The organism is Asanoa ferruginea (assembly GCF_003387075.1).
Taxonomy (GTDB): domain Bacteria; phylum Actinomycetota; class Actinomycetes; order Mycobacteriales; family Micromonosporaceae; genus Asanoa; species Asanoa ferruginea.
The window spans coordinates 4,772,383-4,796,491 of the sequence record NZ_QUMQ01000001.1; the positions used below are offsets into that span (position 1 = coordinate 4,772,383).

At 71.9% G+C, this 24,109-nt stretch carries 24 protein-coding genes; 10 read left to right on the forward strand and 14 right to left on the reverse strand.

Annotated features, from left to right (window positions below; all coding sequences use genetic code 11):
- Positions 1-44 precede the first annotated feature (44 nt).
- The 4 genes from DFJ67_RS22455 (at position 45) to DFJ67_RS22470 (ending at position 3,524) form a co-directional block, all read left to right on the forward strand.
- Entirely contained in the window at positions 45-578 is a 534-nt protein-coding gene (locus DFJ67_RS22455; protein WP_147315569.1) for a hypothetical protein, read from the forward strand.
- A gap of 62 nt (positions 579-640) precedes the next feature.
- On the forward strand, positions 641-1,660 hold the full coding sequence (locus tag DFJ67_RS22460) for a peptidoglycan-binding protein (protein WP_244940436.1): 1,020 nt from the start codon (positions 641-643) through the stop codon (positions 1,658-1,660).
- The gene (locus DFJ67_RS22465; protein WP_116069795.1) at positions 1,657-2,325 is read left to right on the forward strand and encodes an ABC transporter ATP-binding protein; all 669 of its coding nucleotides are present in this window, start codon (positions 1,657-1,659) and stop codon (positions 2,323-2,325) included. Before DFJ67_RS22460 ends, DFJ67_RS22465 begins: the two co-directional genes overlap by 4 nt.
- A complete protein-coding gene (locus tag DFJ67_RS22470) occupies positions 2,319-3,524 on the forward strand; it encodes an ABC transporter permease (protein WP_116069796.1) in 1,206 nt (401 codons plus the stop codon). The genes DFJ67_RS22465 and DFJ67_RS22470 overlap by 7 nt, the downstream gene beginning before the upstream one ends.
- A gap of 480 nt (positions 3,525-4,004) precedes the next feature.
- Here the strand turns inward: DFJ67_RS22470 and DFJ67_RS22475 are convergent, their stop codons facing one another.
- The 4 genes from DFJ67_RS22475 to DFJ67_RS22490 are packed head-to-tail and all read right to left on the reverse strand — an operon-like array spanning position 4,005 to position 6,615.
- On the reverse strand, positions 4,005-4,742 hold the full coding sequence (locus DFJ67_RS22475) for an ABC transporter permease (RefSeq protein ID WP_116069797.1): 738 nt from the start codon (positions 4,740-4,742) through the stop codon (positions 4,005-4,007).
- A gap of 18 nt (positions 4,743-4,760) precedes the next feature.
- Positions 4,761-5,648, reverse strand: coding sequence for an ABC transporter ATP-binding protein (locus tag DFJ67_RS22480; RefSeq protein WP_116069798.1), 888 nt, complete (start codon positions 5,646-5,648; stop codon positions 4,761-4,763).
- Complete coding sequence (locus DFJ67_RS22485; RefSeq protein ID WP_116076558.1) at positions 5,645-5,962, reverse strand: winged helix-turn-helix domain-containing protein; 318 nt, start codon at positions 5,960-5,962, stop codon at positions 5,645-5,647. The genes DFJ67_RS22480 and DFJ67_RS22485 overlap by 4 nt, the downstream gene beginning before the upstream one ends.
- Positions 5,959-6,615: a transporter gene (locus tag DFJ67_RS22490; protein WP_116069799.1), complete on the reverse strand. Its 657-nt coding sequence runs from the start codon at positions 6,613-6,615 to the stop codon at positions 5,959-5,961. Before DFJ67_RS22490 ends, DFJ67_RS22485 begins: the two co-directional genes overlap by 4 nt.
- 47 nt (positions 6,616-6,662) lie before the next feature.
- On the opposite strand from DFJ67_RS22490, the gene DFJ67_RS22495 reads away from it, so the two are divergent.
- The 3 genes from DFJ67_RS22495 (at position 6,663) to DFJ67_RS22505 (ending at position 8,990) form a co-directional block, all read left to right on the forward strand.
- Positions 6,663-7,010: a YciI family protein gene (locus DFJ67_RS22495; protein ID WP_116069800.1), complete on the forward strand. Its 348-nt coding sequence runs from the start codon at positions 6,663-6,665 to the stop codon at positions 7,008-7,010.
- A 120-nt stretch (positions 7,011-7,130) separates the two neighbouring features.
- Positions 7,131-8,153: a DUF4331 family protein gene (locus DFJ67_RS22500; protein WP_116069801.1), complete on the forward strand. Its 1,023-nt coding sequence runs from the start codon at positions 7,131-7,133 to the stop codon at positions 8,151-8,153.
- Between the two features lie 18 nt (positions 8,154-8,171).
- Entirely contained in the window at positions 8,172-8,990 is an 819-nt protein-coding gene (locus DFJ67_RS22505) for a DUF427 domain-containing protein (protein WP_116069802.1), read from the forward strand.
- A gap of 3 nt (positions 8,991-8,993) precedes the next feature.
- On the opposite strand, the gene DFJ67_RS22510 is transcribed toward DFJ67_RS22505, so the two are convergent.
- Positions 8,994-9,545: a flavodoxin family protein gene (locus DFJ67_RS22510; protein ID WP_116069803.1), complete on the reverse strand. Its 552-nt coding sequence runs from the start codon at positions 9,543-9,545 to the stop codon at positions 8,994-8,996.
- Between the two features lie 59 nt (positions 9,546-9,604).
- Here DFJ67_RS22510 and DFJ67_RS22515 point away from each other — a divergent pair, with 59 nt between their 5' ends.
- Positions 9,605-10,846 (forward strand): hypothetical protein, encoded by a 1,242-nt coding sequence (locus DFJ67_RS22515; RefSeq protein ID WP_116069804.1) that lies wholly within the window; start codon positions 9,605-9,607, stop codon positions 10,844-10,846.
- On the opposite strand, the gene DFJ67_RS22520 is transcribed toward DFJ67_RS22515, so the two are convergent.
- The 6 genes from DFJ67_RS22520 to DFJ67_RS43920 are packed head-to-tail and all read right to left on the reverse strand — an operon-like array spanning position 10,847 to position 17,425.
- Positions 10,847-11,575, reverse strand: coding sequence for a hypothetical protein (locus DFJ67_RS22520; protein ID WP_116069805.1), 729 nt, complete (start codon positions 11,573-11,575; stop codon positions 10,847-10,849). It lies immediately after the preceding gene.
- Between the two features lie 10 nt (positions 11,576-11,585).
- Entirely contained in the window at positions 11,586-12,335 is a 750-nt protein-coding gene (locus DFJ67_RS22525) for a GNAT family N-acetyltransferase (protein ID WP_116069806.1), read from the reverse strand.
- 22 nt (positions 12,336-12,357) lie between these two features.
- The gene (locus DFJ67_RS22530) at positions 12,358-15,075 is read right to left on the reverse strand and encodes a helix-turn-helix transcriptional regulator (protein ID WP_116069807.1); all 2,718 of its coding nucleotides are present in this window, start codon (positions 15,073-15,075) and stop codon (positions 12,358-12,360) included.
- A 28-nt stretch (positions 15,076-15,103) separates the two neighbouring features.
- A complete protein-coding gene (locus DFJ67_RS22535) occupies positions 15,104-16,564 on the reverse strand; it encodes a hypothetical protein (protein ID WP_116069808.1) in 1,461 nt (486 codons plus the stop codon).
- On the reverse strand, positions 16,561-17,085 hold the full coding sequence (locus tag DFJ67_RS22540) for a hypothetical protein (RefSeq protein WP_116069809.1): 525 nt from the start codon (positions 17,083-17,085) through the stop codon (positions 16,561-16,563). Before DFJ67_RS22540 ends, DFJ67_RS22535 begins: the two co-directional genes overlap by 4 nt.
- Positions 17,086-17,092: 7 nt before the next feature.
- Positions 17,093-17,425, reverse strand: a complete 333-nt coding sequence (locus DFJ67_RS43920) for a hypothetical protein (protein ID WP_239097638.1) — start codon at positions 17,423-17,425, stop codon at positions 17,093-17,095.
- 406 nt (positions 17,426-17,831) lie between these two features.
- On the opposite strand from DFJ67_RS43920, the gene DFJ67_RS22550 reads away from it, so the two are divergent.
- Positions 17,832-18,356 carry a hypothetical protein gene (locus DFJ67_RS22550; protein ID WP_116069811.1) on the forward strand — a complete coding sequence of 175 codons (525 nt, stop codon included), beginning with the start codon at positions 17,832-17,834 and terminating at the stop codon, positions 18,354-18,356.
- Positions 18,357-19,547: 1,191 nt separating this feature from the next.
- Here the strand turns inward: DFJ67_RS22550 and DFJ67_RS22555 are convergent.
- The 3 genes from DFJ67_RS22555 to trmB are packed head-to-tail and all read right to left on the reverse strand — an operon-like array spanning position 19,548 to position 23,375.
- Positions 19,548-20,174 (reverse strand): hypothetical protein, encoded by a 627-nt coding sequence (locus DFJ67_RS22555; protein WP_239097622.1) that lies wholly within the window; start codon positions 20,172-20,174, stop codon positions 19,548-19,550.
- A 58-nt stretch (positions 20,175-20,232) separates the two neighbouring features.
- The gene (locus DFJ67_RS22560; protein ID WP_116069813.1) at positions 20,233-22,746 is read right to left on the reverse strand and encodes a DEAD/DEAH box helicase; all 2,514 of its coding nucleotides are present in this window, start codon (positions 22,744-22,746) and stop codon (positions 20,233-20,235) included.
- A complete protein-coding gene (trmB, locus tag DFJ67_RS22565) occupies positions 22,743-23,375 on the reverse strand; it encodes a tRNA (guanosine(46)-N7)-methyltransferase TrmB (protein ID WP_116069814.1) in 633 nt (210 codons plus the stop codon). The genes DFJ67_RS22560 and trmB overlap by 4 nt, the downstream gene beginning before the upstream one ends.
- Before the next feature lie 295 nt (positions 23,376-23,670).
- On the opposite strand from trmB, the gene DFJ67_RS22570 reads away from it, so the two are divergent.
- Entirely contained in the window at positions 23,671-24,108 is a 438-nt protein-coding gene (locus DFJ67_RS22570) for a hypothetical protein (RefSeq protein WP_244940437.1), read from the forward strand.
- The last annotated feature ends 1 nt before the right edge of the window (position 24,109 follow it).

A 24,109-nucleotide genomic window follows, 5' to 3' on the forward strand; every position in this document is an offset into this window, starting at 1 on the left:
GCGCGGTAACGGTGGCGTTGCGGGGTCGCTGCTCGACTGGGCGCATGAGAAGAGCATGGTGGCTGTTGTCGTTGGCGCTGGTCCTGCTGGGCGGCTGCGGGTCGTCGGATGACGCTGGGGGCGTGGCTTCGGCGGGCGGCGCCGCGCCGCGACCGAACGTTTCGCCCAGCGTCAGCCGGCTCGACCAGATGATCATCTACACCCGGTGTATGCGGGAGCACGGCGTGCCGATGGCGGACCCGGAGGTGGAGGGCGAGACCGTCCGGCAGGGGCGGTATGACAAGGAGGCGGTGAGTTCGGCGGTGGAGCGGGCCGCCGAGGACGCCTGTGCGCAGCAGCGGCCGCCGCAGGAGACCGGTCCCGGGATCGACTTCAAGAACGGACTGGCCCGGCAGTTCGCGAAGTGCATGCGCGACCACGGGGTGGCCGACTATCCCGATCCGGACCCGAACGGTCAGACCCGGGTCGGGCCGGAGATCGGGCAGGATCCGCAATACCGGGACGCGCGGAAGGCCTGCGACGCGGAGATGGATGCCGCCACCCGGTCGTTCCTCGCGAGCACACCGGTGCCGCGGTGAGAGCGGCGCCGCCCCGTCGCCGTCGCCTTCGCGGCAGGGCCGTCGTGGCGGTCGGTGCGGCGGTGACCGTGGGCGCGGCCGCCTGGGCGACGGTCGGCTTCGGGAACGGTGGCGGCGCTGCCGCGCCGACCGGCGCCGTCCTGCCGCCGGAAACCGCGCAGGTCACCCGGCAGACCCTCCAGGACACCGAGGCGGTCACCGGATCCCTGGGCTACGGCGGCACGACGATGCTGGCCGGCCGGGTGCCAGGGGTGGTCACCGCGCTGCCGCTGGCCGGCGCCGTGCTCGGCCGGGGACAGCCGATCTACCGGGTCGACGACGCGCCGATCGTGCTGCTGTCGGGCGGGGTAGCGGCCTACCGGTCGCTCGGGCCGGGCGATGTCGGCACCGATGTCCGGCAGCTCGAAACCAACCTCGCGGCGCTGGGCTATCGGGGGTTCACTGTGGACCGTCGCTTTACGGCCGCGACGGCAATCGCGGTGCGCCGGTGGCAGCGCTCGTTGGGGCTGCCCCGCACCGGCCGGATCGAGCAGGGTCGGGTGGTGTTCGCGCCGGGCCGCATCCGGGTCGACTCGGTGACGGCCAGCGTCAACCAGTCGACCGGCGGGGCGGAGGAAGTGCTGCGCTACACCGGGACCGACCGGGTGGTGACCGTCCAGCTCGACGTGTCACGCCAGCGGTTGGCCCGCACGGGCACCGCGGTGCGGATCACGCTGCCCGACGGCAAGCAGGTGGCCGGCCGGGTGGGTCGGGTCTACACGGTGGTCGTGCCGCCGCCCGACCCGAGCGCCGAACCGGAGACCAGGATCGAGGCGGTCGTCGCGCTGGCCGACCCGGGTGCGGCGGCCGGCATCTCGGCGGCCGTGGTCGACGTGGTGTTCACCGCGGCCGACCGCCCCGACGTGCTCACCGTGCCGATCGCGGCCCTGGTGGCGCTGGCCGAGGGCGGCTACGGCGTCGAGGTGGTGGAGGGCTCGTCGACCCGCTACGTCGCGGTGACGACCGGGCTGTTCGCCAACGGCCGGGTGGAGATTTCCGGTGCCGGGCTCCGGGAAGGCCTGACCGTGGGGATGCCCCGATGATCTCGCTGACCGACGTGACCAAGGTCTATCCCGGCGACGTCCGCGCCCTGGCCGGCGTCACCCTGACCATCGACGCCGGCGAACTGGTCGCGGTCGTCGGCCCGTCCGGTTCGGGCAAGTCGACGATGCTGCACCTGCTCGGCACCCTCGACCGGCCCACCACCGGGCGGGTGGTCGTCGACGGGCACGACGTGTCGCGGCTGTCGGACCGGCAGCTGTCGGCGCTGCGCGCCACCCGGGTCGGCTTCGTGTTCCAGCAGTTCCATCTGGCCGCGGGGACGCCGGCGCTCGACAACGTGGCCGACGGTCTGCTCTACGCGGGCGTACCCCCTCGGGATCGTGCTCGTCGAGCGCGGGCCGCGCTCGAGCGGGTCGGTCTCGGTCACCGGCTCGACCACGCCCCGCACGAGCTGTCCGGTGGCGAGCGGCAGCGGGTCGCGATCGCGCGGGCCGTGATCGGCTCGCCCGCGCTGCTGCTCGCTGACGAGCCGACCGGCAACCTCGACACCGCGTCGGGTCAGGGCGTGTTGGCGTTGCTACGGGAACTCAATGCGGCCGGCACCACGGTCGTGGTGATCACCCACGATCGGGACGTCGCGGTCGGGCTCGACCGGCAGGTGCGGATGCGGGACGGCCTGGTCGTCTCGTCGGTGCCGGCGTGGTGAGCACGGCGCCACGGCCCGCCCGGCTGGCGTTGCGGGATGTGGTGCGGGTGGGTGCGGCGGGGCTGCGTACCCGGCCGAACCGGGCGTTGTTGTCAGCGCTGGGCATCGCGATCGGCATCGCGGCCATGGTGGCGGTGGTCGGCATCTCGAGCTCGTCGCGCGAGCAACTCGACCGCCAACTCGCCGCGCTCGGCACCAACCTGCTCACCGTCTCGCCGGGCCAGACCGTCGCGGGTTCCGAGGCGAAGCTGCCGGCCTCGTCCGAGGCGATGATCGCGCGGATCGGTCCGGTCACCGCGGTCTCGGCGACGGGAGCGGTCTCCGGCGCGAAGGTCTACCGGTCGGACCGGATCCCCCGGGTGGAGACCAACGGCCTGTCGGTGCGGGCGGCCCGGCTGACCCTGCCGTCGACGGTCGGCGCTGCTATGCGTGCCGGTACCTGGCTCAACGGCGCGACCAGCCGCTATCCGGCGGCGGTGTTGGGCGCCGAGGCCGCGGAGCGGCTCGGCATCGGGCGGCCCAGCCCGCTGACCCAGATCCTGGTCGGCAGCGAGCGATTCACGGTGGTCGGGGTGCTGGCGCCGGTGCCGCTGGCCCGCGAGCTCGACACGACGGTGTTGATCGGCTGGAAGGTCGCGGCCGGCCGGTTTGGGTTCGATGGCCGGCCGACCACCGTCTACACCAGGTCAGCGGATGCCCAGGTCGAGGCTGTCCACAGTGTCCTCGCCGCGACGGCCAACCCGTCGGCTCCTGGTGACGTCAGCGTCTCGCGGCCGTCGGACGCGCTGGCCGCGAGCCGGGCCGCCGATGTCACGCTGAGCGGGCTGCTGCTGGGCTTGGGTGCGGTGGCCCTGCTCGTGGGCGGGATCGGGGTGGCCAACACGATGGTCATCTCGGTGCTGGAACGCCGGTCCGAGATCGGGCTGCGCCGTGCGCTGGGGGCCACCCGCGGGCAGATCCGCCTTCAGTTTCTGACCGAGTCGTTGTTGCTGTCGGCCCTTGGCGGCGTGGGCGGGGTGCTGCTCGGCGTCGCGGTCACCACGAGCTATGCCGGCTACCAGTCCTGGCCGGCGGTGGTGCCGGCCTGGGCGTCTGCCGGCGGGTTCGCCGCGACCGTCGTGATCGGCGGCCTGGCCGGCCTCTACCCGGCGATCCGCGCAGCCCGCCTGTCCCCGACGGAGGCCCTGGCGACACCCTGACGCCGACGTTCTTCCTGGCGTGTGGGGCGGAGTGCGGCGCGGCCTGGCGTTGCGCGGTCCGACCTGGCGTTGCGAGGTCGGGGCCGGAGTGCGGCGCGGCCTGGCGTTGCGCGGTCCGACCTGGCGTTGCGAGGTCGGGGGCGAAGTGCGGCGCGGCCTGGCGTTGCGCGGTCCGACCTGGCGTTGCGAGGTCGGGGCCGGAGTGCGGCGCGGCCTGGCGTTGCGCGGTCCGACCTGGCGTTGCGAGGTCCGGGCCGGCCGTGCGGCGTTCGCCTGCCGGCGGCGTCGTGCGGAGCGCATCACGCTGCGGGGCGGCGCGAAGAATCGCGCCGCCCCATGCCTGCCGCGCCCCGTGTCGCGCCCCGTGTCGCGCCACGTGGCCGCGCCCCGTGTCGCGCCACGTGCCTCGCAGCGACCGCGCCACGAGTGGTGGCAAACCCACCGCCCGTTATCGCGGCGGCACTGCGCCGCCAAGCTTTGTCAGCGGAAGCGGCGGCCTTCGTCGCGGCGGTAGGCCCAGACCGCGACCGCCCCAGCCGCGACCGTCCAGACGGCCAGCAAAATCAGGGACTTGGGGTGCAGCGGGTAGTCGCCGACGGCCGCCCACATCAGTTCGACCGCGCCGCGGGTGGGTAGGTAGGGGGCGATCGTCTGGATGAAGCCCGGTGCCTGGTCCGGCGACGACATCAGGCCGCCGCCGAAGGCCAGCGGGAAGAAGATCACCTGGCAGACCACGAGCGCGGCCTTGAGGGGGAGGGCGTACCCGATCGCCAGGCCCATCAACGTGAATGGCAGGGCGCCGACGAAGACCGTGCCCAGGGCAAGGAGGAAGCCGGCCGCGGTGACCGTGGCCGCGGTGAACAGGGCGCCGATCACGACGACCGGCACCAGCGACACCAGCGTCATCGCCATGCCGGCCAGGATTCGGCCCGCGAACCGGGGTGCCGCGCCCGCCGCCAGGGTGCGCATGTAGCCGTCCCATGGCTGGGACCGGTCGTCGGCAACGCCCACGCCGTAGGTGAACAGGCTGCTGACCATCACCGAGAAGGTGACCATCGACGCGGTGGCGAAGGTGGCCGCCACCGGGTCGTCGCCCGCGAACGGGACGACGAAGAAGAGCATCGACGCGGCCGGGAAGAAGGCGGAGCCGATCAGCGCGATCGGGATCCGGATCGTTTCGAGGAGTTGATAGCGGGCGTGGACCAGGGTGAGTGTCACGGAAGGGGTGCTCCGTTCTCAGGCGGCGGTGGCAAGGGGAGTGGCCGCGGTGATCGCGAGGAAGGCCTCCTCCAGCGAGGTGGCGGCGACCTCGAGCTCGCGGAAGTCCACGGAGGACGCGACCAGAGCTCGGACGAGCTGGTCCGAATCCGGGGTGAGCAGGTGGGTGCGGCCGTCGCGCACCTCGACCGCCACCACGCCGGGCAGCGACGGTGGCTCGCCGTCGTGGGCGAAGCTGACCCGGCGTACGCCGACCAGGCCGCGTACCGCGGCGACCGTGTCATCCGCCAGCACCCGGCCGTGCCCGAGCACCACCACCCGGTCGGCCAGCGCCTCGATCTCCTCCAGATAGTGGCTGGAGAGCAGCACCGTGCCACCACCCGCGTGGTAGGCCTTGATGGCGTCCCACAACGCCCGCCGGGACTGCACGTCGAGGCCCGTCGTCGGCTCGTCGAGCACCACGATCCGGGGCCGGCCGACGAACGCCAGCGCGATCGCGAGCCGCCGCTTCTGGCCGCCCGACAAGCCGCCGGTCTGCCGCCTCGCCAGGTCGGCGAGGCCGAACTGGTCGAGCAACTCGCCGCGGGGCACGGGGGAGGGGTAGTGCGCCCCGACGAAGTCGACCACCTCACCGACCCGCAGCGTGGCCGGCAGACCGGTCTCCTGCGGCGTCACGCCGAGCGCCTGGCGGATGGACGGTGAGCGCGGGTCGCCGCCGCAAAGGGTGACCTTGCCCGAGTCGGGACGGCGTACCCCCGTCAAGAGGTTTGCCAGTGTCGACTTGCCGGCGCCATTGGGGCCCAGCAGACCCACCAACTCGCCCCGCGTCACCTGGAGCGACACGCGGTCGAGCGCGACGACGTCGCCGTAGCTGCGGGTGACCTCGATCGCCTCGGCGAGGATCATGTCTTCTCCTTGATGTCGGGGGGTTGCAGCAAGGCGCGTACGGCGGCGGTGTATTCCTCGAAGGCCATCCGACCCCGGTGCGTCAGCGCGACCAGGGTGACCGGGGTGCGGCCGCGGTGGGTCTTGGTGATCTCGACGTAGCCGGCGTCTTCCAGCTTGCGCAGGTGCACCGAGAGGTTGCCGGCGGTCATGCCGAGGATGTCCTGGAGGCGGGGGAACGCGATCTGGTCACCGGAGCCCAATGTGGACAGTGCGGCGACGACCCGGAGCCGGGCCTGCGCGTGAATCACGGGATCCAGCGGCGTATCGGTCACGCCGACCCCCGACGCCCACGCCTCCACCGGCTGGTGATCGCGCCGAAGACGATCATGCCGCCGCCGGCCGCGACGCACATGATGAGCGACTGCCAGCCCGGCCCGGCGAGCACGCCCGTGACGTTGACCACGGAGATCCAGACGCCGAGGATGAACAGCGGGCGGCTGAGCCAGATCGCGCCGCCGGCCATGTGCAGCGCGCCGGTTAGGCCGACGGTGGTCGCGGCCCAAACGAGGGTGACCAGGTTGTCGGGAAGCGCGTCGCTGATCCGCACCATGATCACCGTGACCGCGGCGAACGCGATGAACCAGGACCAGCCGTAGTAGGCGCCGCGTCGCGACGACTCGCCGGTCACCGCGCCGCTGGCCCGCGTGCCGGTCATCGCGGAGATCACGCTGGCGACTGCCAGCAGGGCGACCAGCACCGCGACCGGCAACCACTCGGGCATCCGCACGAAGACCCGGTCGTCGGGGCCGAATCGCAGGAACAGCAACCCGAAGCCGATCAACCAGGCGAAGCCCCAGGGCCAATACCACCAGCGGTCGTCGACATAGATGCGGCGCATGACCGCCGCGCGTTGCTCCTCGATCAGCTTGAGCGCCTCGGCCGGATCGCCGGGCGGCTGATCGTTGTCAACAAAGCTCTCACTCACGTAAAGAACTTTACAACACAAAGTCAAGGGTGGGTACGCTGCGCCGCATGCGCTTCGATGCCCACACCGTGGTGTTGCTGGTCCGCGCCCCGGACGCGCCCGATCTGCCCGAAGACGCGGCGGCCGCGGTCCAAAACGCCCACCTCGCCTACCAGGCCGGCCTCGCCGACCGGGGCCTGCTGGTCGTCGCCGGCCCGTTCACCGACCAGACCGACGAGCGGCTGCGCGGCATCTGCGTGCTGGCCACCGACCTGGAAACCGCCCGCGCCCTCTACGCGAAGGACCCGGCGGTGCTGGCCGGCCGGCTGGTCGTCGAGGCGATGACCTGGCTGGTCCCGGCCGGCGGCGCGGCGTTCACCCCGGTCCGGCTGCCAAGGTCGATGGACGAGGTCTGAGCGGGACATCGGGCGGCTCCGGCGATCGATGGGTGAAACTTCCCAAAGGATCGTTCCGCCCGGGTCGTAGCCGTTTCGCCGGTAACGTCAAAAGCTTCCGTGCGGCGAAGGAGCCCCGCCATGTCCCACCATCTCGACACCCCGCTGGCGCGGCAGAGCGGCCAGCTTTTCATCGACGACCTCTACGTCTTCGGCGGCGACGGCTGCACCGACTTCGTGATGGACGTCAACTCCAACATCACGGAGCCCAACGTCACCCCGGGCTTCAGCTCCGATGCGCGCTACGAGTTCCGGATCCACTTCGACGGCGCGGATTTCGAGGAGCTCACCTACCGCGTGGCGTTCGACCCGATGGCAGACGGACAACAGGCATTTCAGGTGTACGAGCTGACCGGCGCCGACGCCCGCGGTGACGACGGCAGCGGCCGGCAGGTGGCCACGGGCCGCACCGGCGAGGTCACCGAGGCCGGCAACGTCCGCGTCTGGGCCGGCAGGATCAACGACCCGTTCTACATCGACCTCGACGAACTGGGCGTGATCAACGCGGCGGTCCGCGACGGCACCAAGGTCGACCTGTCGAAGTGGCGCTCCGGCAAGCCGAACAACACCTTCGCCGGCAGCCAGGTCTACTCGATCGTGCTCGAGGTCTCGCACGACCACCCGCGGCTGCGGCCCGGTGCCAAGCTCGGCGTCTGGTGCGCGACCAAGCTGGCCACCGACGCCGGCGGCTGGCGCCAGATCAACAGGTTCGGCCTGCCGATGATGTGGCCGATCTTCTGGCCCGCCGACACCGACTTCTCCAACCCGGCCAACGACCGGCACCCGTCGGAGGACCGCAACGCCGACGGTAAGTACATCGCCGAGAAGATCGCCGCCGTGGTCGCGGCCAACGGCACCTCGGCCGATCCGGAGGGCTACGGCTATCTGGTCTCGCACCGGATCTTCCCGGAGGTCATGCCCTACACGGTGGGCACGCCGGCCAGCTTCGGCTTCTCCGGAGTCAACGGCCGCACGCTGGCCGACAACGCACCTGAGGCGATGTTCTCGATGGTGCTCGACTCGGCGACGAGCTCCGGCCTGGACCCGTCCGTGGCCGCCGACATGCGCCGCGACGAGTTCCCATGGGTGGTGCCGGCGAGCTGACTGCGCCAAGGTGGTGGGATGAGTACCCGGATGCGCGACGCGATGGGGCAGCACTTCAAAGAGCTGCGGCACGAACCTACGGAGAAGCGGGTCCGCGCGACGCTCGGCGGCCAGACCATCGTCGACACCACGAGCCCGGTCCTGGTGTGGGAGCCACGGCGGATCGTCCCGACCTACGCGGTGCCCGCGGCCGATCTGCGCGCTTCACTGGTGTCGGCCGGTGCGGTCGAGGCGGGCGGCCCGGGGTTCCTGCACCCGGGGATCCCGTTCAGCACGCACTCCACGGCCGGCGAGGCGTTCGACGTGTCGGCCGGCGGCCAGACGCGCGAGAAGGCCGCGTTCCGGCCGACCGACGCCGACCTGCGCGACCACGTCGTGCTCGACTTCGACGCCATGGACCAGTGGTTCGAGGAAGACGAGGAGATCCACGCGCACCCGCGCGACCCCTACCACCGGGTCGACGCGCGGGCCAGCTCGCGGCACGTGCGGATCGAAGACGGCGGCCGGCTGCTCGCCGAGACCACCCGGCCGGTGCTGGTCTTCGAGACCAACCTGCCGGTGCGGTTCTACCTGCCGCGCGAAGACGTCGTGGCCGAGCTGACGGCGAGCGACCAGGTGTCCTACTGCCCCTACAAGGGCCAGGCGTCCTACTGGTCGACCGGCGACCGCGCCAACGTCGTGTGGTCCTATCTGGACCCGCTGCCCGACGCCGCGGGGATCGGCGGCCTGGTCGCGTTCTACGACGACCTCTTCGACGTCACGGTCGACGGCAAGCTGCGCGACCGCCCGGGCGGCGCGGTCGTCCGCTCGCTGCGCGAGGAGTTCGGCGTCTCCTAGTCTTCAGTTGAAGAACGTCTTGGCCCGCGCCAGCCCGTCGGCGTCGGCGCGCATCTCGCCGGGCTTGTTGGCGTAGCCGAGCAGGTGGCCGCCGAACCGCATGCCCAGGTAGTCGGCGGTGAGCCGCAACGTGCCGGCGAGCGGATCGGCGAGGCTGAGGTCGAGGTTGCTGACCGCGCTGACACCCCACAGCGCGCGCCCGCGCATCCGGTCGCGGAAGTCGACCCCGGGCACCCGCAGCCAGCCCGACCAGTGGTCGAGATAGCGCTTGGTGCTGGTCGACATCGTGTACCAGTGCAGCGGCGTGGCCAGGACGAGATCGGTGGCGGCCAGCGTCGCGTCGAGCAGCACCCGGCCGTTGCCGGTCGGCGCCGGGTAGACCCCGTCGCCGCTGTGCCGCACGTCGATGAAGTCGGGCAACGGCAGTTCGTCGAGCCGCAGCCACCGCTGCGGCACCGCGGCCGGCAGTTGCCGGGCCGCCTCGACGGCCAGCGCCTCGGTGTTGCCACCCCGCCGGGTGCTGCCGATCAGAAACAGAAACGACCGCTCGTCCACGGCACCATCCTGACAACCCGCCCGGTGCTTGCCGAGCGGTTGTGACGCATCATTCTTCGATGGAGTTGTTGCCGTGTGGGCACGCCGCCCTGGCCGGGTCGCGGCGGGTGTGCCGGCACCTGATCGAGCCAGATTCCGAGCAGGACTATTTCCGGTTGTTCACCGGCATCGGCGCCGAATACGAGTTGGCCTGCCAACCCTGCGTCGATGACACTCCCGACCTGCTCGTGGTCTGCGAGGGCTGCCTGGCGCGCGCCCTCGACAACAACTCCGTCGACGGCTACCGGGGGACTCCGGCCGTCCTGGACCGTCCCGAGCCGATGTCGATCGCTCTCGACCGGCGGGCGCTGCCGTTCGCACCGCTGGACATCGCGCCCGTCCCGGGGGCGCCACACCGGTGGTTGCTGCTGTCCCCGTCGGGAGTTGTCGAATGGCACAGCGACGACCGGCCGTCGTCGGCGGCGATGGTGCGATTCGAGCTGCCCGATGTCCCCGCCGAGGGCCATTTCCCGACGCTGCCACCCCGACCGCGGCTGCACGTGTCGCCGTCCGCGCGGTTCTGCGCGGTCGTGGTCGACTTCGGTCGGCACGGGATCGTCGTCGACCTGGCGGCCGGGCGGATCGTCGCGGAGCTGGACCGGGGCGAATACCGGCCCGGCACGCAGCGGGTCCCGTTCGCCTTTCTCGCGCTCGACGACGGCGAGGCCTACGTGCACGGCACCAACTGGGACCGGGTCGACATCAGCGATGCGGCGACGGGTCGGCTGCGCACCGCTCGTGATTCCAGCGCCTACAACGGATATTTCCATGGTGAGCTCGTCGTCTCGCCCGACGGCCGGTGGATCGCCGACGACGGCTGGGTCTGGACCCCGGTGGGCATGCCGCAGGTCTGGTCCGTCGACGCCTGGCTGTCGAACCCCGGCGAGCCGGAAGACGGACCCACGCGGCGACGGTTGGCCGACCGGCCCGACTGGAATGAGCCGATCGTGTGGTGCGGCGACCACGTCGTCCTGCGCGGCCTCGGCACCTGGCTTGATCCCGCGCTCCTGCCGGGCGCCGCCGTCCACGACCCGGCGACGGGTGCGGTGATCCTCGAGTTCGCCGGCCCCACAGGGCGCCTGCTGTCGCACGGCGGCCGGCTCTTCGCCACCACCGCGACTGGCGTGGAGGTGTGGGATCCGGTGAGTGGTGCGCGCACCGCCCGCATACCCGACTTCCGGCCGACCGTCGTCCATCCCGCGAGCGGTGAGCTCCTTGCCCTCGACAGCACGACAGCGGTGATCGGCACGCTCGCGGCGTGATCAGCCGTGCTGGACCCAGAGGTTTTCTTCCACGTAGACACCGCGGTCGCGTTCGCGGTCGATGCTGACCAGGTTGAGGGCGTCGGGCACGACGTAGTCGCCGGTGACCGGGAACAGCATGTCGGCCCAGCTTTCCCACTCGGCGACCGTGCCTTCGATCACCATTGACCGCGGCGCCGGGCCGAGGACGCGGGCGCCCATCCGTTGGTGGGTGCGGATCCACGGGTCGACGGACAGCCCGTCGGCGCGGGTCCAGCCGGCGTAGTCGGCCATCTTCACCAACGGGTAGCGGTGTTTCCACGTTGGACGGAGCGGCGCGATGACGTGGGCCAGGCCGGCTTCGCGGGCGCGGCGGGTCAGCTCGGCCAGCACGACGGTCGCCAGCCCGCGCCGGTCGTGCGCCGAGCTGACCGCCGCTGCCATGAAGCTCAGCGCGGTCGGTGCGGTGCCGGCCTCGTGGCCCTCGACCGCGCGGACCATCGCATCGTCGTAGCCGCTCGGCAGGTCGTCGACCGAGCCGTTCCAGGCCAGCGGAACACCCCAACCACCGGCGACCACCGCACCGCCGTCGAGCACCACGATGTCGTACCCGCCGAAATGCTCCTCGACCCGAGAAAGATATTTCTTGGGTACGTCGTCGTGGAAGATGAACTCCGGCCAGCGCTCCCGGAACACCTCGGCCGCGATCTCGTCGAGGTCGGGCCGATCGACCCGGGTCACGATCTCCACGCCGGGAAGGTTATCCGGTGGGCAGCGGCACCGTCAGCACCCTGGCGACCGGCTGGAAGCCGGCCCGGTCATAGAGCCGGCGGGCCGGGTTGCCGTCGGTCACCGCGAGCGCGAGCGCCGGGAGGCCGGCCGCGTGGCTGCCGCGCAGGGCGTGCACCAGCAACGCCCAGCCGAAGCCACGGCCCTGCGCCTGCGGGCCGACGCCGAGGTTGAGCACCCACGCGCAGCGGTAGTCGGTCCAGGGCACCGGGCCGGCACACAGCACGTGGCCGGCGCTGCGGCCGTCGGGCCCGACCAGGCGGGCCGATGCCGGTGACAGCGGCGGCACGGGGTCGCCCTTGTCGAACATCGCGCGTACCTGGCCGGTGTCGTTCTCGGTCCAGCCGCCGTCCGGGTGGCCCGGCGCGTACGCCGCGGCCAGGGCCGAGGCCAGGTCGTCGTCCCAGCCGCCCTCGGCCAGCGACCAACCGTCGGGCAGCGCGACCGGCGCCGGCAGCTCGGCCAGGTCGTGCCGCAACTCGGTCGCGGCCCGGCTCAGCGGCAGCCCGAGCGCGGCCACCAGGCCGTCGTCGGATGTCTCCAGAGTCAGCCCCGCCAGGTCGCGCCGCACCTGGTCGGCCACTTTTCCGACGGGCACCCCGGCGGCCGGGCGGACCGCCTCGGCCGCGTCGTGACGCAGGATCAGGCGGGCGAGCACGGTGCCGTCGTCGCCGCACAGCAGCGAGTGGGCCGGGTCGAGGTCGTCAGGACGCACAGGCACCCGACGAACTTAGTGAGAGCCGTTACCGGGCCGGCATCCGGGTCATCGCGACGGCGAGTTGCGCGCGGTTGGTGATGCCGAGCTTGCGGTAGGCGCGGGCCAGGTTGGCCTCCACCGTCTTCGGGCTGATGAACAGCGCGTCAGCGATCGCCCGGTTGGTCTGTCCTTCCGCCGCGAGCCGGGCCACCCGCGACTCGGTCGGGGTCAGCTCGGTCGCCGAGATGGTCCGGCCGACCGTGCGGGCCAACTCGGCCCGCGTCCGTTCCGCGAACGCGGCGGCGCCCAGCGCGGTGAACTCGGCCGCGGCCGTCTCCAGCGCCGTGCGGGCCTCCCGCTTGCGCCGGCCCCGGCGGTGGGCCATCCCGGCGACGAGGAGGCAGCGGGCCCGGTCGACCGGCAGCACATCGGCCGGCACCTGGGCCCGGGCCAGCTCGAGCGCGGCCAGGGCCGGCAGCGGGTCGGTCCCGGTCGCGGTGTCCAGCAGCACCCGGCTGCGGGCCAACCCCAGCGTGGTCCACGGTCGGGGCAGCCGCTCGTGCCGGGCGGTGAGCCGGGCCAGCACCTCGCGGGCGGTGTCGAGGTCGCCGGCGCCGACGCAGGCCTCGATCCAGTCGGGCTCGAACCGCTGGGTCACCGGCTCGACGACGCCGAGCGTGCCGAGCAGGGTCGCCAGCTCCCCGTAGGCGGCGGCCGCGTCGGCCGGCCGGCCGCGGGACAGGTGCGTGAAGCCGGCGAGCTGGAGGTGGATCCGTACACACCAGGGGTCGCCGCTCGCTCGTCCCTTGGCCAACCCGGCCGTGGCTACCTCTTCGGCGGCGTCGAGTTCGCCCCGGTAGGCGTCGAGGGTGCCGGCCAGCCAGGTCTCGCCGGTCAGCCCGGTGCCGAGCATCTCGCCCAGCTCGCGGGCGGCGGCGATGTGCCCGCCGGCGGCGGTGAACCGGCCGGCCAGCAGCTCGCTCTCGCCCAGGTGGGTGAGCACCTCGTGCTGCCAGGGCTCGTCACCGAGGCCGGCCGCGTAGGCGAGCAGCTCGTGCAGCCGGGCGCGGGCCCGGTCGTGGTCGTCGACACCCTTCCACCAGATGGCGGGTACGGTGCCCGACAGCCACGACGGGCGGCCGTCTTCCAGTCGCAGTGCCCGGTCGAGCAGGTCGGTGCGGGCGATGCCGGCGCGTACCTCGTGGAAGAACAGGTTGAGCAGCGCGGCGCAGAGCAGCGCCCGGTCGGCACCGTCTTCCGACAACAACGAGATCGCCGCGAGGGCGTGCGCCCGGCCGCGTTCCGGCGTGTCCTGAAACATGCTGAGGTGCGCGTGGATCCGGCCGGCCAGCTCGCCGCCGGGGTCGACCAGGGCGAGGCTCGCGTCGGCGGAGTCGAGCGCGCCGCGCAGGTCGTCGGCGGCCCACGCGACCATCGCGCGCAGCAGCAACGCCTCCGCACGGGCGTCGCCGGTGAGCTGGGCGGCTGCGGCGTCGGCGGCGGTGCCTGCGGCCGCGTAGTCGCCGCAGTCGAACCGGCAGCGGACGGCGGCCAGCCGCCACCGGTCGGCGTCGGGGCCGGGCGGTGCCAGCTCGGCCGCGCGTTCGTAGAGGTCGGCGGCGACGGCCGGGGCACCCCGCGCCCGCTGCCGCTGTGCGGCCGCGGCCAGCTCCGCGGCGACCGGCGCGTCTGGTGCCTCGGTGCATTGGGCGAGCTGCCGGGCGCGCTCGTCGGGGTCGGCCACCGCGGCGGCCAGCATGCGGCGCAGCCGGCGCCGGGTGGCCGCGGGAACGCCGGCGCGCACCGCACTCGCGTACACCGGGTGGGTGAAGGCGATGTTGGCGCCGAGCACCGTGAGCAGCCCCGCCTCCTCGGCCGGGTCGAGGTCGCCGGCCGCGACGCCGGCTGCCACCAGGTCGCCGACGGTGGGCACGGTGAGCAGCGCGGCGAGCCGCACCGCCTCGCGGCTGGGCGCCGGCAGGGCCCGGGTGGCGCCGGCCACCAGGTCGCGCATCGAGGTCGCTACCGGCAGGTCGTCACCCGGACCCGGCGGCTGCGGCAGCCTCAGTACCGCCCGGGCCAGCTCGATGGCCACCAGCGGGTTGCCGCCGGCATCGCGGGCGATCCGGTCGAGCATCGAACGGCTCAGCGTGCGGCCCAGGCGCTCGCGGATGATCTGGTGCAGCGGCCCCGCGCCGAGTGGTGCCAGCGCGACCCGGTGCGCCTCGTCGAGGTCGAGCGCGGCGGTGGTGGGTGCGGCCCGGCCGGTGCGGCACGCGACCAGCGCCAACGGCCGCGGTGCGAGGCGGCGCAGCGCGAACCGGATCGCCCGCTCGCTGGGCTGGTCGAGCCAGGGCGCGTCGTCCATCGCGACGAGCATCGGTGCCGGCGTGTCCGCCGCGGCGCGTTCGAGCAGCGACCGGGTGGCCGCGCCGATCGCGCGTTCGTCGACGTCTTCCTCGGGATAGTCGGCGAGCAACACGGCATCGGCCGCCGCCCGTTGCGGTGGGGGCAAGGCGGGCACCAGGTCGCGCAGCGGACGGATCAGGTCGGCGAGGGCGGCGAACGGCAGCGCGGCTTCGGTCTCGGTGGGCGCGCAGGTCAGCACCAACCAGTCGCGCTGCCGGGCGTCGTCGACGAGGGCCCGCCAGACCGCCGTCTTGCCGATCCCGGCATCGCCCTCGAGCAACACCGACGTGCCGGCGGTCAGCGTCTCGCGCGCCTCGGCGAGGATCGCATCCCGCCCCACCACGCCCCGATCCACACGGCGATGATGGCACGGGTGTCACAGGTCAGGTCGGTGCCTGTCCACAGATGGATGCCTTGGGGATAACCTCCTCGTTGCTGTAGATCTCGCTGGTCGACTGGATCCCACCGGAGTTCTTGATCGGTGGGATGTTGATCACTTTGAACGGCTTCAGCAGGCTGAGGAACGAGTTGATCACCTTGACGACCGGATCCAGGATCGAGTAGCCGACCCCGAAGGCCGCGTGGACCCCGATCGCCGTTCCCCGGCATTCGGCCAAGGCCGCGCCGAGGGCGGAACCGAGCGTCACGCCGTATTTCGTCGTCAGTTCGAAGTAGACGCCGGCTTTGAACAGGAACGCGCTGATCCCGACGGTGAACCGCACGCCGTGCTCGATGACCAGACCCATGACTCCCACGGGTACGCCGGACAGCGAGTTGAGCAGGCTCGACTTGCGCTGGAAGTCGGTCGTGACGTGTGGGCCGAACGTGCCGTCCGCGTACCCGAAGCCGAGCGAACCCGCCAACGAGAACTCGCCCGCACCCTTGATGGTGCCGACCTTGGCCCCGAACGCGGTGGTCACCGAGAGCGTCTGGCTGACCGTGAACGAGAGCGGGATGCCAGCGATGGCGCCGATCGGGAACGACAGGTCGGCCGCGATCGGGAAGGTCTTCTTGTGGTTCTTGCCGTCCTGGATCCCGGCCTGGAACTCGGCCTTGATCCCGAAGCCGCCGCTGATCGTCAACTCGGCCCGGTTCACCTTGCCGGCCCCGATCGCCAGGTGGAACCGTGCGTCGGGCCGTCGCGTCGTCAGCGTCACGGTGCCGACGAGCCGCACCCCGCCGTCGTCGTAGCTGAAGTGCGCCCCGGCGCCGTTGGTGCAGCAGGTCGGGTAGACGGTGTAGCCGAGTGCGTGCGTCGCCGTGTCTCCGCCGCGCTGGACGCCCGGCTGGGTGGGTTGGTCCAGTGTGGGTAGCGGCCCGCGTAGCCCCCGCGGCACCGAGCGGCCGTAGCTGCCCGGCGTCGCCGGCTTCTCGTCTGCCCAGAACGGCTCGCCGGCCGGGTAGACGACGGCCTCGCCGAGCGGCACGTTGGCCCGTTCGAACGTGCCGTCGCGGATCACCTCGGTGATGTCGACCGGCCCGATGGTGACCAGGAGGTCGTCACCGGCCGTCGCGATGTCGAGCACCCGGCCGACGCCGCGCTCGGTGATGAACATGACCTTGCCGGGCGCGAGATCGTCGGCGTGCGCGGCGTTCTTGTCGATCCGCCACGACAGCCCGTCGGCCGTGACTGACCGGATCGACCGGCCGCCACCGCCGACCACGACCACGTCGGGTTGCAGCTTTACGCTGTCGTCGGGCGTGGGCGCGGCCCCGTAGCGCAGGTCGTCATCAGCGGAAGGCCCCTTTGTTGCGTCGCCGGCGCTCGTTGTGGCGTTGCCACATCCGGCGGCGGCGAGCAGGCAGCCGACCAGCAGCGCGGCCAGCACCCGCCGGCGGTTCACATCCGGCCCACAGCCGCGCGCGCCGCCTTCTCCAGGGGCTTGGCCAGCGTGGCGGCGTCGACGAGGCGGACAACCCGGATGCCGACCCACACGCCGCCCTTGGCGAAGAAGACGGTGCCGTCCTCGAGGTGTGCCTCATCGCCGATGCCGGACAGTTCGGCAAACGTGTGGCCGAGCTCCCGGTCGATGTCGAGGAACTTCTTCGCGCCGTCACCGACGTAGATCTCAACCTGCGCCGTCGGCCCGGTGACCGGCCCGGTGTAGGTGCAGGTGTCGCGGATCGCTCGGGGCGGATCCAACGGCGTGCCGACGATGGCCTCGGCTTCGGCCTGGGGCAACAGGCCGCACGCATCCGGCAGGGCCGCGATGGTTGGGGCCGCTTCGGTCGGCTCGGCGGCTGCGGTCGCTTCGACGGGCGCCGCCGGTTCCGGAGCCGGGGCGGCGTCGCCCCCACCGCAGCCGGCCAGTGTGGCGGCGCCGACGGCGGCGACCAGAGTCAGGAGGATCAGGTGTCGTTTCATCGCCGCCTCAGCTCAGGATCACGTCGATGAGGGCACGCATGGTCTTGTCGTATTTCGCGCTGTCGAACCCGAAACTGCTCATGATCAACGTGTAGGCACCCTTATCGCTGATCAGCGCGGCCTCGGCCTGGATGTCCTTGATGGCCAGGTAGGACTTCTTGCCTTTGCCGATGTCGTTCACGGTCGGGAACGACTTGCTGGCCATGTCGCGCTGGTAGTCGTAGGTCGTCTCACCGGCCAACTCCGACGACACCGTGACCGTCAGGCTGGCCACCCCTTTGCCGTCGCCGAACAGGCAGTTGCCCTCGTCTTTCATCGGCTGCCCGATCAGCTGCGACACCTGGTCTGCCGTGAACGGACAGGCCGGCTTAGCCGTCGACGCGCCGACACCCCCGTCGTCAGCCGTCGCCCCCTCAGCAACCGCGGCCGACGTGCTGTCGCCCGCGTCATCGCCGCCACCACTGCACCCCGCTGGCGCCAACAGGGCCCCCACCAGCAGCAAAGACGTAACCAACCGCCGCATTTCTCCTCCGTCGTCGACGAGGCACCCGCGCGACCGACCACCCCAGAGAGCCGCCGCGGGCACAAGTCGACGTTATGGTGCGGGGCGGTTCGAGGAATCGGGTGTTTCCCTATGCGTGCGCTGGGGGTGTCACCCGTTCGTGACCTGCGTGAACAACACGTTCCACAGTGTTCATCCGCGCCACCCTCGGCGCCGCACCGGCGTTCGGCCTAAGGTGCCTCGCATGCAATCGTTGATCGCGACCATTCGCGAACAGGCTGACGTCGCCCGCTTCCTGGACTGGCCGGGAGACTTCGATCTGGACCGCGGCGACCACGTCGAGGAAGTCCACCTGTCGTCGGGCGCCGCACTGGAGGGTTTCGCCGGCGACGGCTCGGGCGGCACCTACTTCTTCTGCGGCGAGGGCGGCGAGGAACGCCCAATCCTCTACGCCGACTCGGAGGGCGGCGCGGCCCTGCTAGCGATCGGTTTGCCCGAGCTGCTGAGCCTCCTACTGGTAGCACCCTGGTGGCGCGACTGCGACGAGTTCACGGCAGAGGAAAGCCGCGAACTCGCGGCGGAGTACCTGGAAGACATCCCCGACCTGGCAGCCCAACGCGACCGCGCCGCGGCAACGCTCGGCCTGACCCTCCCGACCGAAGTGGACGCGTTGACGCGGATGCGCGAGGTGGCGCTGGGCGCAGGCGAGGACTTCGTCCTCATCTACACGCCGGAGGGCAACCGCTACGAAAGCCTGATCACGGCCTGATTTCGCCCGCCCATTGGAGATCTAGGAAAAATTCGGTAGCCATAGCTACCACTTTTTTCCTAGATCTCAACGAATCCGCGTGCGGAAGCAGATCCGGCCAGACGAAAGCGACATAGCGTCCGCGCCGCGGCCGAAGCCGCCGAGCAGCGGCGGCAGCCTGCCGGCGAGGCGTGGTGGCGGCGGGCTGCACCCGCCAAAGCCGGCCAGCGAGGGTGATCCGGCGCGGCGTGGGTCGGGCGCGGTGGGGCGCACGGCACGGCGTGGTGGCGGTGGCCCGGTCGTGTCGGGCGGCGTGGTGGCTGCGGTCGCAGGGCGCGGCGTGGTGGTGGCGGCCGGGTTGTGTCGGGCGGGGGCGCGGCGTGGGGGCGGCGGCCCCGTTGTGTCGGGCGGCATGGTCGCGGCGGCCCGGTTGTGTCGGGCGGCGGTCGCAGGGTGCGGCGTGGTGGCGGCGGCGGCGCGGTGAGGGCGGGGCGTGGTGGCGGCGTGCGGCGGCGGTCGCAAGGGTGCGGCGTGGTGGCGGCGGCGCGGTGAGGGCGGGGCGTGCTGGCGGTGCGGCGGCGGCGGTCGCAAGGGTGCGGCGTGGTGGCGGCGGCGCGGTGAGGGCGGGGCGTGCTGGCGGTGCGGCGGCGGCGGTCGCAAGGGTGCGGCGTGGTGGCGGCGGCGCGGTGAGGGCGCGGCGTGGTGGCGGCGTGCGGCGGCGGTCGCAGGGTCCGGCCTGGTGGCTGCGGCCGGGTTGTGTCGGGCTGCGTGTGGGTTCGGTCGTAGAGCGTGGCGGTGGCCCGTTTGTGTCGGGCGGCGGGTGGTGAGGGTCGCAGGCCGTGGCGTGGTGGCGGCGGCTCCGCGTTGTGTCTGGCGGAGGTCGCAGGGGCGCGGCGTCGTGGCGGCGGCGCGAGGCCGCGGCGTGGTGGCGGTGGCGGTGGCTGGCGGTGCGGTCGCGGCGGTCGCAGGGCGCGCCGCAGAGGCGCCGGCCCGATCGAAGCCCGCACCCGACGGCCAGCGATCCGAGGCAAAGACTCCGTGAGCCCAGCCCACCCCCCACACCGGAGGGTGGCGGCGGCCAAGGATCCAGAGAAGCCCGACCCACCCCACCCCCCGGGGGAGAGGGGCAGCGGGCAAGAAGCCCGTGAAGAGCTAAGGCCCACCCCACCCCCAGGGGGCGGGGGAGGGGGAACGGGGTGGGCGGTCGAAAACCTAAGCGGCGACGGACCAGGTGGCCCGGAAGGCGGCAGCCTCCCCGGCGAGCCACTGCTCGACCTGCTCAGGCTTCACCGACGGGTCAGGCCGGTGGACGACGCCGCGGCGGAGGTCGACTAGCACTGGGTCGGCGTGGGGGAGGACCTGGTCCATGTGGCGGGACATCAGGTGGAGGGTGGCCAGCACGGTTTCGCGGCTGGGTGGCTGCTCGTCTAGGTGGAGGCGGACGGCCTCCGCCCGGCCGTCGGGGTAGCGCAGGCCGAAGTGCGGGTTGATCTTCACGGGTAGGTCGCCCAGCATCGCTATCGCGTCGCGGGTCTGGGCCAGCTCTGCGTCTTTGTCCAGCGTGCCCAGGTAGGTCAGGGCGCCCGGCAGCAGCGCCTCGTAGAGCGGCTTCCACCGCGGCTTGACCTCGTTGACCACCGCGTGGAGGTGGCGGCCGGCGCCGTGGAAGGCGATGTCGCTTTTGAGGGCCTTGACGAGCTGGGCGTGTGGGTTGAAGCCGGACCGGCTCTCACGCTGCTTGCGGAGGCCGCCGACGAAGGTGGCCTTCGCGGGGCCGGTGCGGTCGACGTAGCGGGCGAACGCGAGAAGAGTGGCGTAAGGGACGGCGGGTGCGGTCACATGGCCCTCCAGCTAGCCAAGATCTCCGCTGGTCAGCGGCGATTTTCGTACACCCATTCTAATCGAAACTCGCCGCTGTGCCCACCCTGGTTACGGTCACCGAGGCCACCCCGGCGCTGTCGGAGGCCGCTAGATCAACAGTGGCCTCGATGGCCCAGTCATGATCTTCTTCGGGGTCGTCGAAGATCTGCCGGACCTCCCAGCGGTCGGCCTTCTCCTCGATCAACAGCAGGGCCGGGCCGCGGGCGTCGGGGCCGACGCCGATGTCGGCGTACTCGTCGTAGTAGGGCTCCATGGCCGCGGCCCACTCCGAAGCCGTGAAACCGTCGGCGCCGTCCAGCTCGCCCAACGACTCCCAGTCGCGCAGCGCCGCGAGTTCCACCCGGCGGAAGAGCGCGTTGCGGACCAGCACCCGGAACGCCCGCTTGTTGCGGGTCACCGCGGGCGGTGGGCGCTCGATGTCGGCCACTTCCTCGTCGACCGTCAGCGGGTCGCGCAGCCGCTCCCACTCGTCGAGCAGGCTGGAGTCGACCTGGCGAACCAATTCACCGAGCCACTCGATCAGGTCCCACAGTTCCTCGGTGCGCGAATCCTCGGGCACGGTCCGGCGCAGCGCGTGGTAGGCGTCGGCCAGATAGCGCAGCACCAGGCCTTCCGACCGGGACAGCCCGTAGAACGCCACGTATTCGCCGAAGGTCATGGCCCGCTCGTACATGTCGCGGACCACCGACTTGGGCGCCAGCTCATAATCGGACACCCAGGGGTGGCCGCGGGCATACATCGCGTAGGCGTCATCCAGCAGATCGGCGAGGGGCCGGGGATGGGTGACTTCCTCGAGGAGCTCCATCCGCTCCTCATATTCAATACCTTCGGACTTCATCGCTTGTACGGCCTCGCCGCGCGCCTTGAACCGCTGCGCCGACAGCACCTGGCGTGGGTCGTCCAGTGTGGACTCGATGACCGACAGCGCGTCGAGGAAATACTCCGGCGACTCGCGGTCGAGCAACTCGATCGCGGCCAGTGCGAACGGGGACAGCGGCTGGTTGAGCGCGAAGTCGGCCTGTAGGTCGACGGTGAGCCGCACCGTGCGGCCGGACGCGTCGGGCTCGATCCGTTCCACCACGCCGCCGGCGAGCAGCGCGCGGTAGATGGCGATCGCGCGCTTGATGTGCTTGCGCTGTGCGGCCGGCTCCTCGTGGTTGTCGGTCAGCAGGTGGCGCATCGCCTTGAACGGGTCGCCGGGCCGGCCGATCACGTTGAGCAGCATGGCGTGCGAGACGTGGAACGACGACTGCAACGGCTCGGGCTCGGCCTCGATCAGCCGCTCGTACGTCGCGCGGCCCCAGCCGACCGAGCCCTCCGGCGGCTTCTTCTTGACCACCTTGCGCCGCTTGCGCGGGTCGTCGCCGGCCTTCGCCAGCGCCCGCTCGTTGTCGATCACGTGCTCCGGCGCCTGCACCACCACCGTGCCGACGGTGTCGTAGCCGGCGCGACCGGCCCGGCCGGCGATCTGGTGGAACTCGCGGGCCTTGAGCAGCCGTACCCTCGTGCCGTCGTATTTGGACAGTCCGGTGAACAGGACCGTGCGGATCGGAACGTTGATGCCGACCCCGAGCGTGTCGGTGCCGCAGATCACCTTGAGCAGGCCGGCCTGCGCGAGCGTCTCGACCAGGCGGCGATAGCGCGGCAGCATGCCGGCGTGGTGCACGCCGATCCCGTGCCGCACCAGGCGTGACAGCGTGCGGCCGAAGCCGGCCGCGAAGCGGAAGTTGCCGATCGCCGCCGCGATCTGGTCCTTCTCGGCCCGGGTCGCGACGTTAACCGACATCAGCGCCTGGGCCCGCTCGAGCGCGGCGACCTGCGTGAAGTGCACGACGTACACCGGCGCCTGCCGGGTCTCCAGCAACTCGGTCAACGTCTCGTGCATCGGGGTGACCGCGTAGGTGAACATCAGCGGCACTGGACGGTCGACCGACTTGACCACCGCGGTCGGCCGACCGGTGCGCCGGGTCAGGTCCGTCTCGAACCGCGACACGTCGCCGAGGGTCGCCGACATCAGCAGGAACTGGGTGTGCGGCAGCTCGATCAGCGGCACCTGCCAGGCCCAGCCGCGGTCGGGCTCGGCATAGAAGTGGAACTCGTCCATCACGACCTGGCCGACGTCGGCATAGGAGCCGTCGCGCAACGCGATGTTGGCCAGGATCTCGGCCGTGCAGCAGATGATCGGCGCGTCCTCGTTGACGGCCGCGTCGCCGGTCAGCATCCCGACGTTGTGCGCACCGAAGATCCGGCACAGGTCGAAGAACTTCTCCGAGACCAGCGCCTTGATCGGCGCGGAGTAGAAGGTGCGCCGCCCGTAGGCCAGGGCCGCGAAGTGCGCGCCGGTCGCCACCAGGCTCTTCCCGGAGCCGGTCGGGGTGTTGAGGATGACGTTGGCGTCGGAGACGAGCTCGATCAGCGCCTCCTCCTGGTGCGGGTAGAGGGTGAGCCCCTGCTCGCTGGTCCAGGCGACGAACGCTTCGAACAGGGCGTCGGGCGTGACTTCCGCGGGAATCCGGTCGGCGAGGGTCACGCGGCGCGCCGCTGGAAGACCAGGTCGAAGACGTCGCGCCCCTGCCGGGCGGCGCGCCGTTCGAAATGCGTCGTGACGCGGTGCGGCGGCCGCGGCGCGAAACCGTCGACGGTGTTCACCAGTTCGGGGTCGGCCGACAGGGTGGAGAGCATCGACGCAGCGTACGGGGCCCAGTCGGTCGCGCAGTGCAGCACGCCCGATCCGGGCACCAGCCGGGAGCGCAGCAGCGCGACATGGGCGGGCTGGATCAGCCGCCGCTTGTGGTGCTTGAGCTTGGGCCAGGGGTCGGGGAAGAACACGTGCACCGCCGCCAGCCGGTCGGGCGGGAGCATGTCGCGCACCAACTCGAGCGCGTCGCCGCGGACGATCCGCAGGTTGCGCAGCCCGCGGGCGTCGATGTGGCCGAGCAGGTTGGCGATGCCCGGGACGTGCACCTCGACGGCCAGGTAGTCGCGCTCGGGGTCGGCCGCCGCCATCGCCGCGGTCGCGTCGCCCATCCCGGAGCCGATCTCCACCACCAGCGGCGCGGACCGGCCGAAAACGGCGGTGGCGTCGAGCGGCTCGGTGGAAACCGACATTCCGTAGGCCGGCCAGAGTCTTTCGAGCGCATCGTGATGCCGGTCACCCATCCGGCCGCCACGGTTGTGGAAGGTCCGGATGTGCTGACCGGAAGACGGGATGCCGCGCGAGCGGCAGGCCGTCTGAGGACCTGAGCCCTCAGGGGCGATAGCACTCACTGAGCGATTTTGGCAGGTGTCGCCTCGGCGCTCCAAATGCGACAATCGACGCACGGGCGGCAGGGAGGTCACGATGTCCGGTCGTCGGGCTTTAGCGGCAGTCGCGATCAGCGCGTGGATCGTCGTCTTAACCGGTGCGCCAGCACTAGCGGCGCCAACACCCACACCGACCCCAACGGCCGTTCCGGTGCCCGAGGGCCGGTTCGTCGAGGTCAACCCCAGCACGGTCGAGGCCGGCTTCATCGTCGGGCTGCGGGCGAGTTGCACCGCGGCCGACGACGACCCGCCGCAAGACACCGAGCCGGCCATCGTCGAGTCGACCGCGTTCGGCGAGATCACCGTCAAGCCGCAGTTCGGCTACCTGACCGGCGCCGTCACCGTGCCGGCCGACACCAAGGCGCGGTCCTACCGGGTGGTCCTCGACTGCCCGGGACTCTTCAGCGGCACCGCCTCGACCACCCTCAACGTGGTCACCGGCAACCGGCCCAGCCGGGGCCCGGCGACCGGGTTCGGCAGCACGGCCGGCGACGACAACAGCAGCCTGGTGCTCGGCGGCGGCATGCTCACGCTGGCGGCCGGCCTGGTGCTCGCGGTGCTCACGGTGCGCCGCCGGCGGACCGCCTGAG

Excerpts from the sequence above, each read along its gene's own strand:
- DFJ67_RS22455 (WP_147315569.1), top strand. The coding sequence starts at position 45 with ATGAGAAGAGCATGGTGGCTGTTGTCGTTGGCGCTGGTCCTGCTGGGC.
- DFJ67_RS22465 (WP_116069795.1), top strand. The coding sequence starts at position 1,657 with ATGATCTCGCTGACCGACGTGACCAAGGTCTATCCCGGCGACGTCCGC.
- DFJ67_RS22480 (WP_116069798.1), bottom strand. The coding sequence starts at position 5,648 with ATGATCCTCGCCGAGGCGATCGAGGTCACCCGCAGCTACGGCGACGTC.
- DFJ67_RS22495 (WP_116069800.1), top strand. The coding sequence starts at position 6,663 with ATGCGCTTCGATGCCCACACCGTGGTGTTGCTGGTCCGCGCCCCGGAC.
- DFJ67_RS22500 (WP_116069801.1), top strand. The coding sequence starts at position 7,131 with ATGTCCCACCATCTCGACACCCCGCTGGCGCGGCAGAGCGGCCAGCTT.
- DFJ67_RS22505 (WP_116069802.1), top strand. The coding sequence starts at position 8,172 with ATGAGTACCCGGATGCGCGACGCGATGGGGCAGCACTTCAAAGAGCTG.
- DFJ67_RS22515 (WP_116069804.1), top strand. The coding sequence starts at position 9,605 with ATGGAGTTGTTGCCGTGTGGGCACGCCGCCCTGGCCGGGTCGCGGCGG.
- DFJ67_RS22540 (WP_116069809.1), bottom strand. The coding sequence starts at position 17,085 with ATGAAACGACACCTGATCCTCCTGACTCTGGTCGCCGCCGTCGGCGCC.
- DFJ67_RS22550 (WP_116069811.1), top strand. The coding sequence starts at position 17,832 with ATGCAATCGTTGATCGCGACCATTCGCGAACAGGCTGACGTCGCCCGC.
- trmB (WP_116069814.1), bottom strand. The coding sequence starts at position 23,375 with ATGGGTGACCGGCATCACGATGCGCTCGAAAGACTCTGGCCGGCCTAC.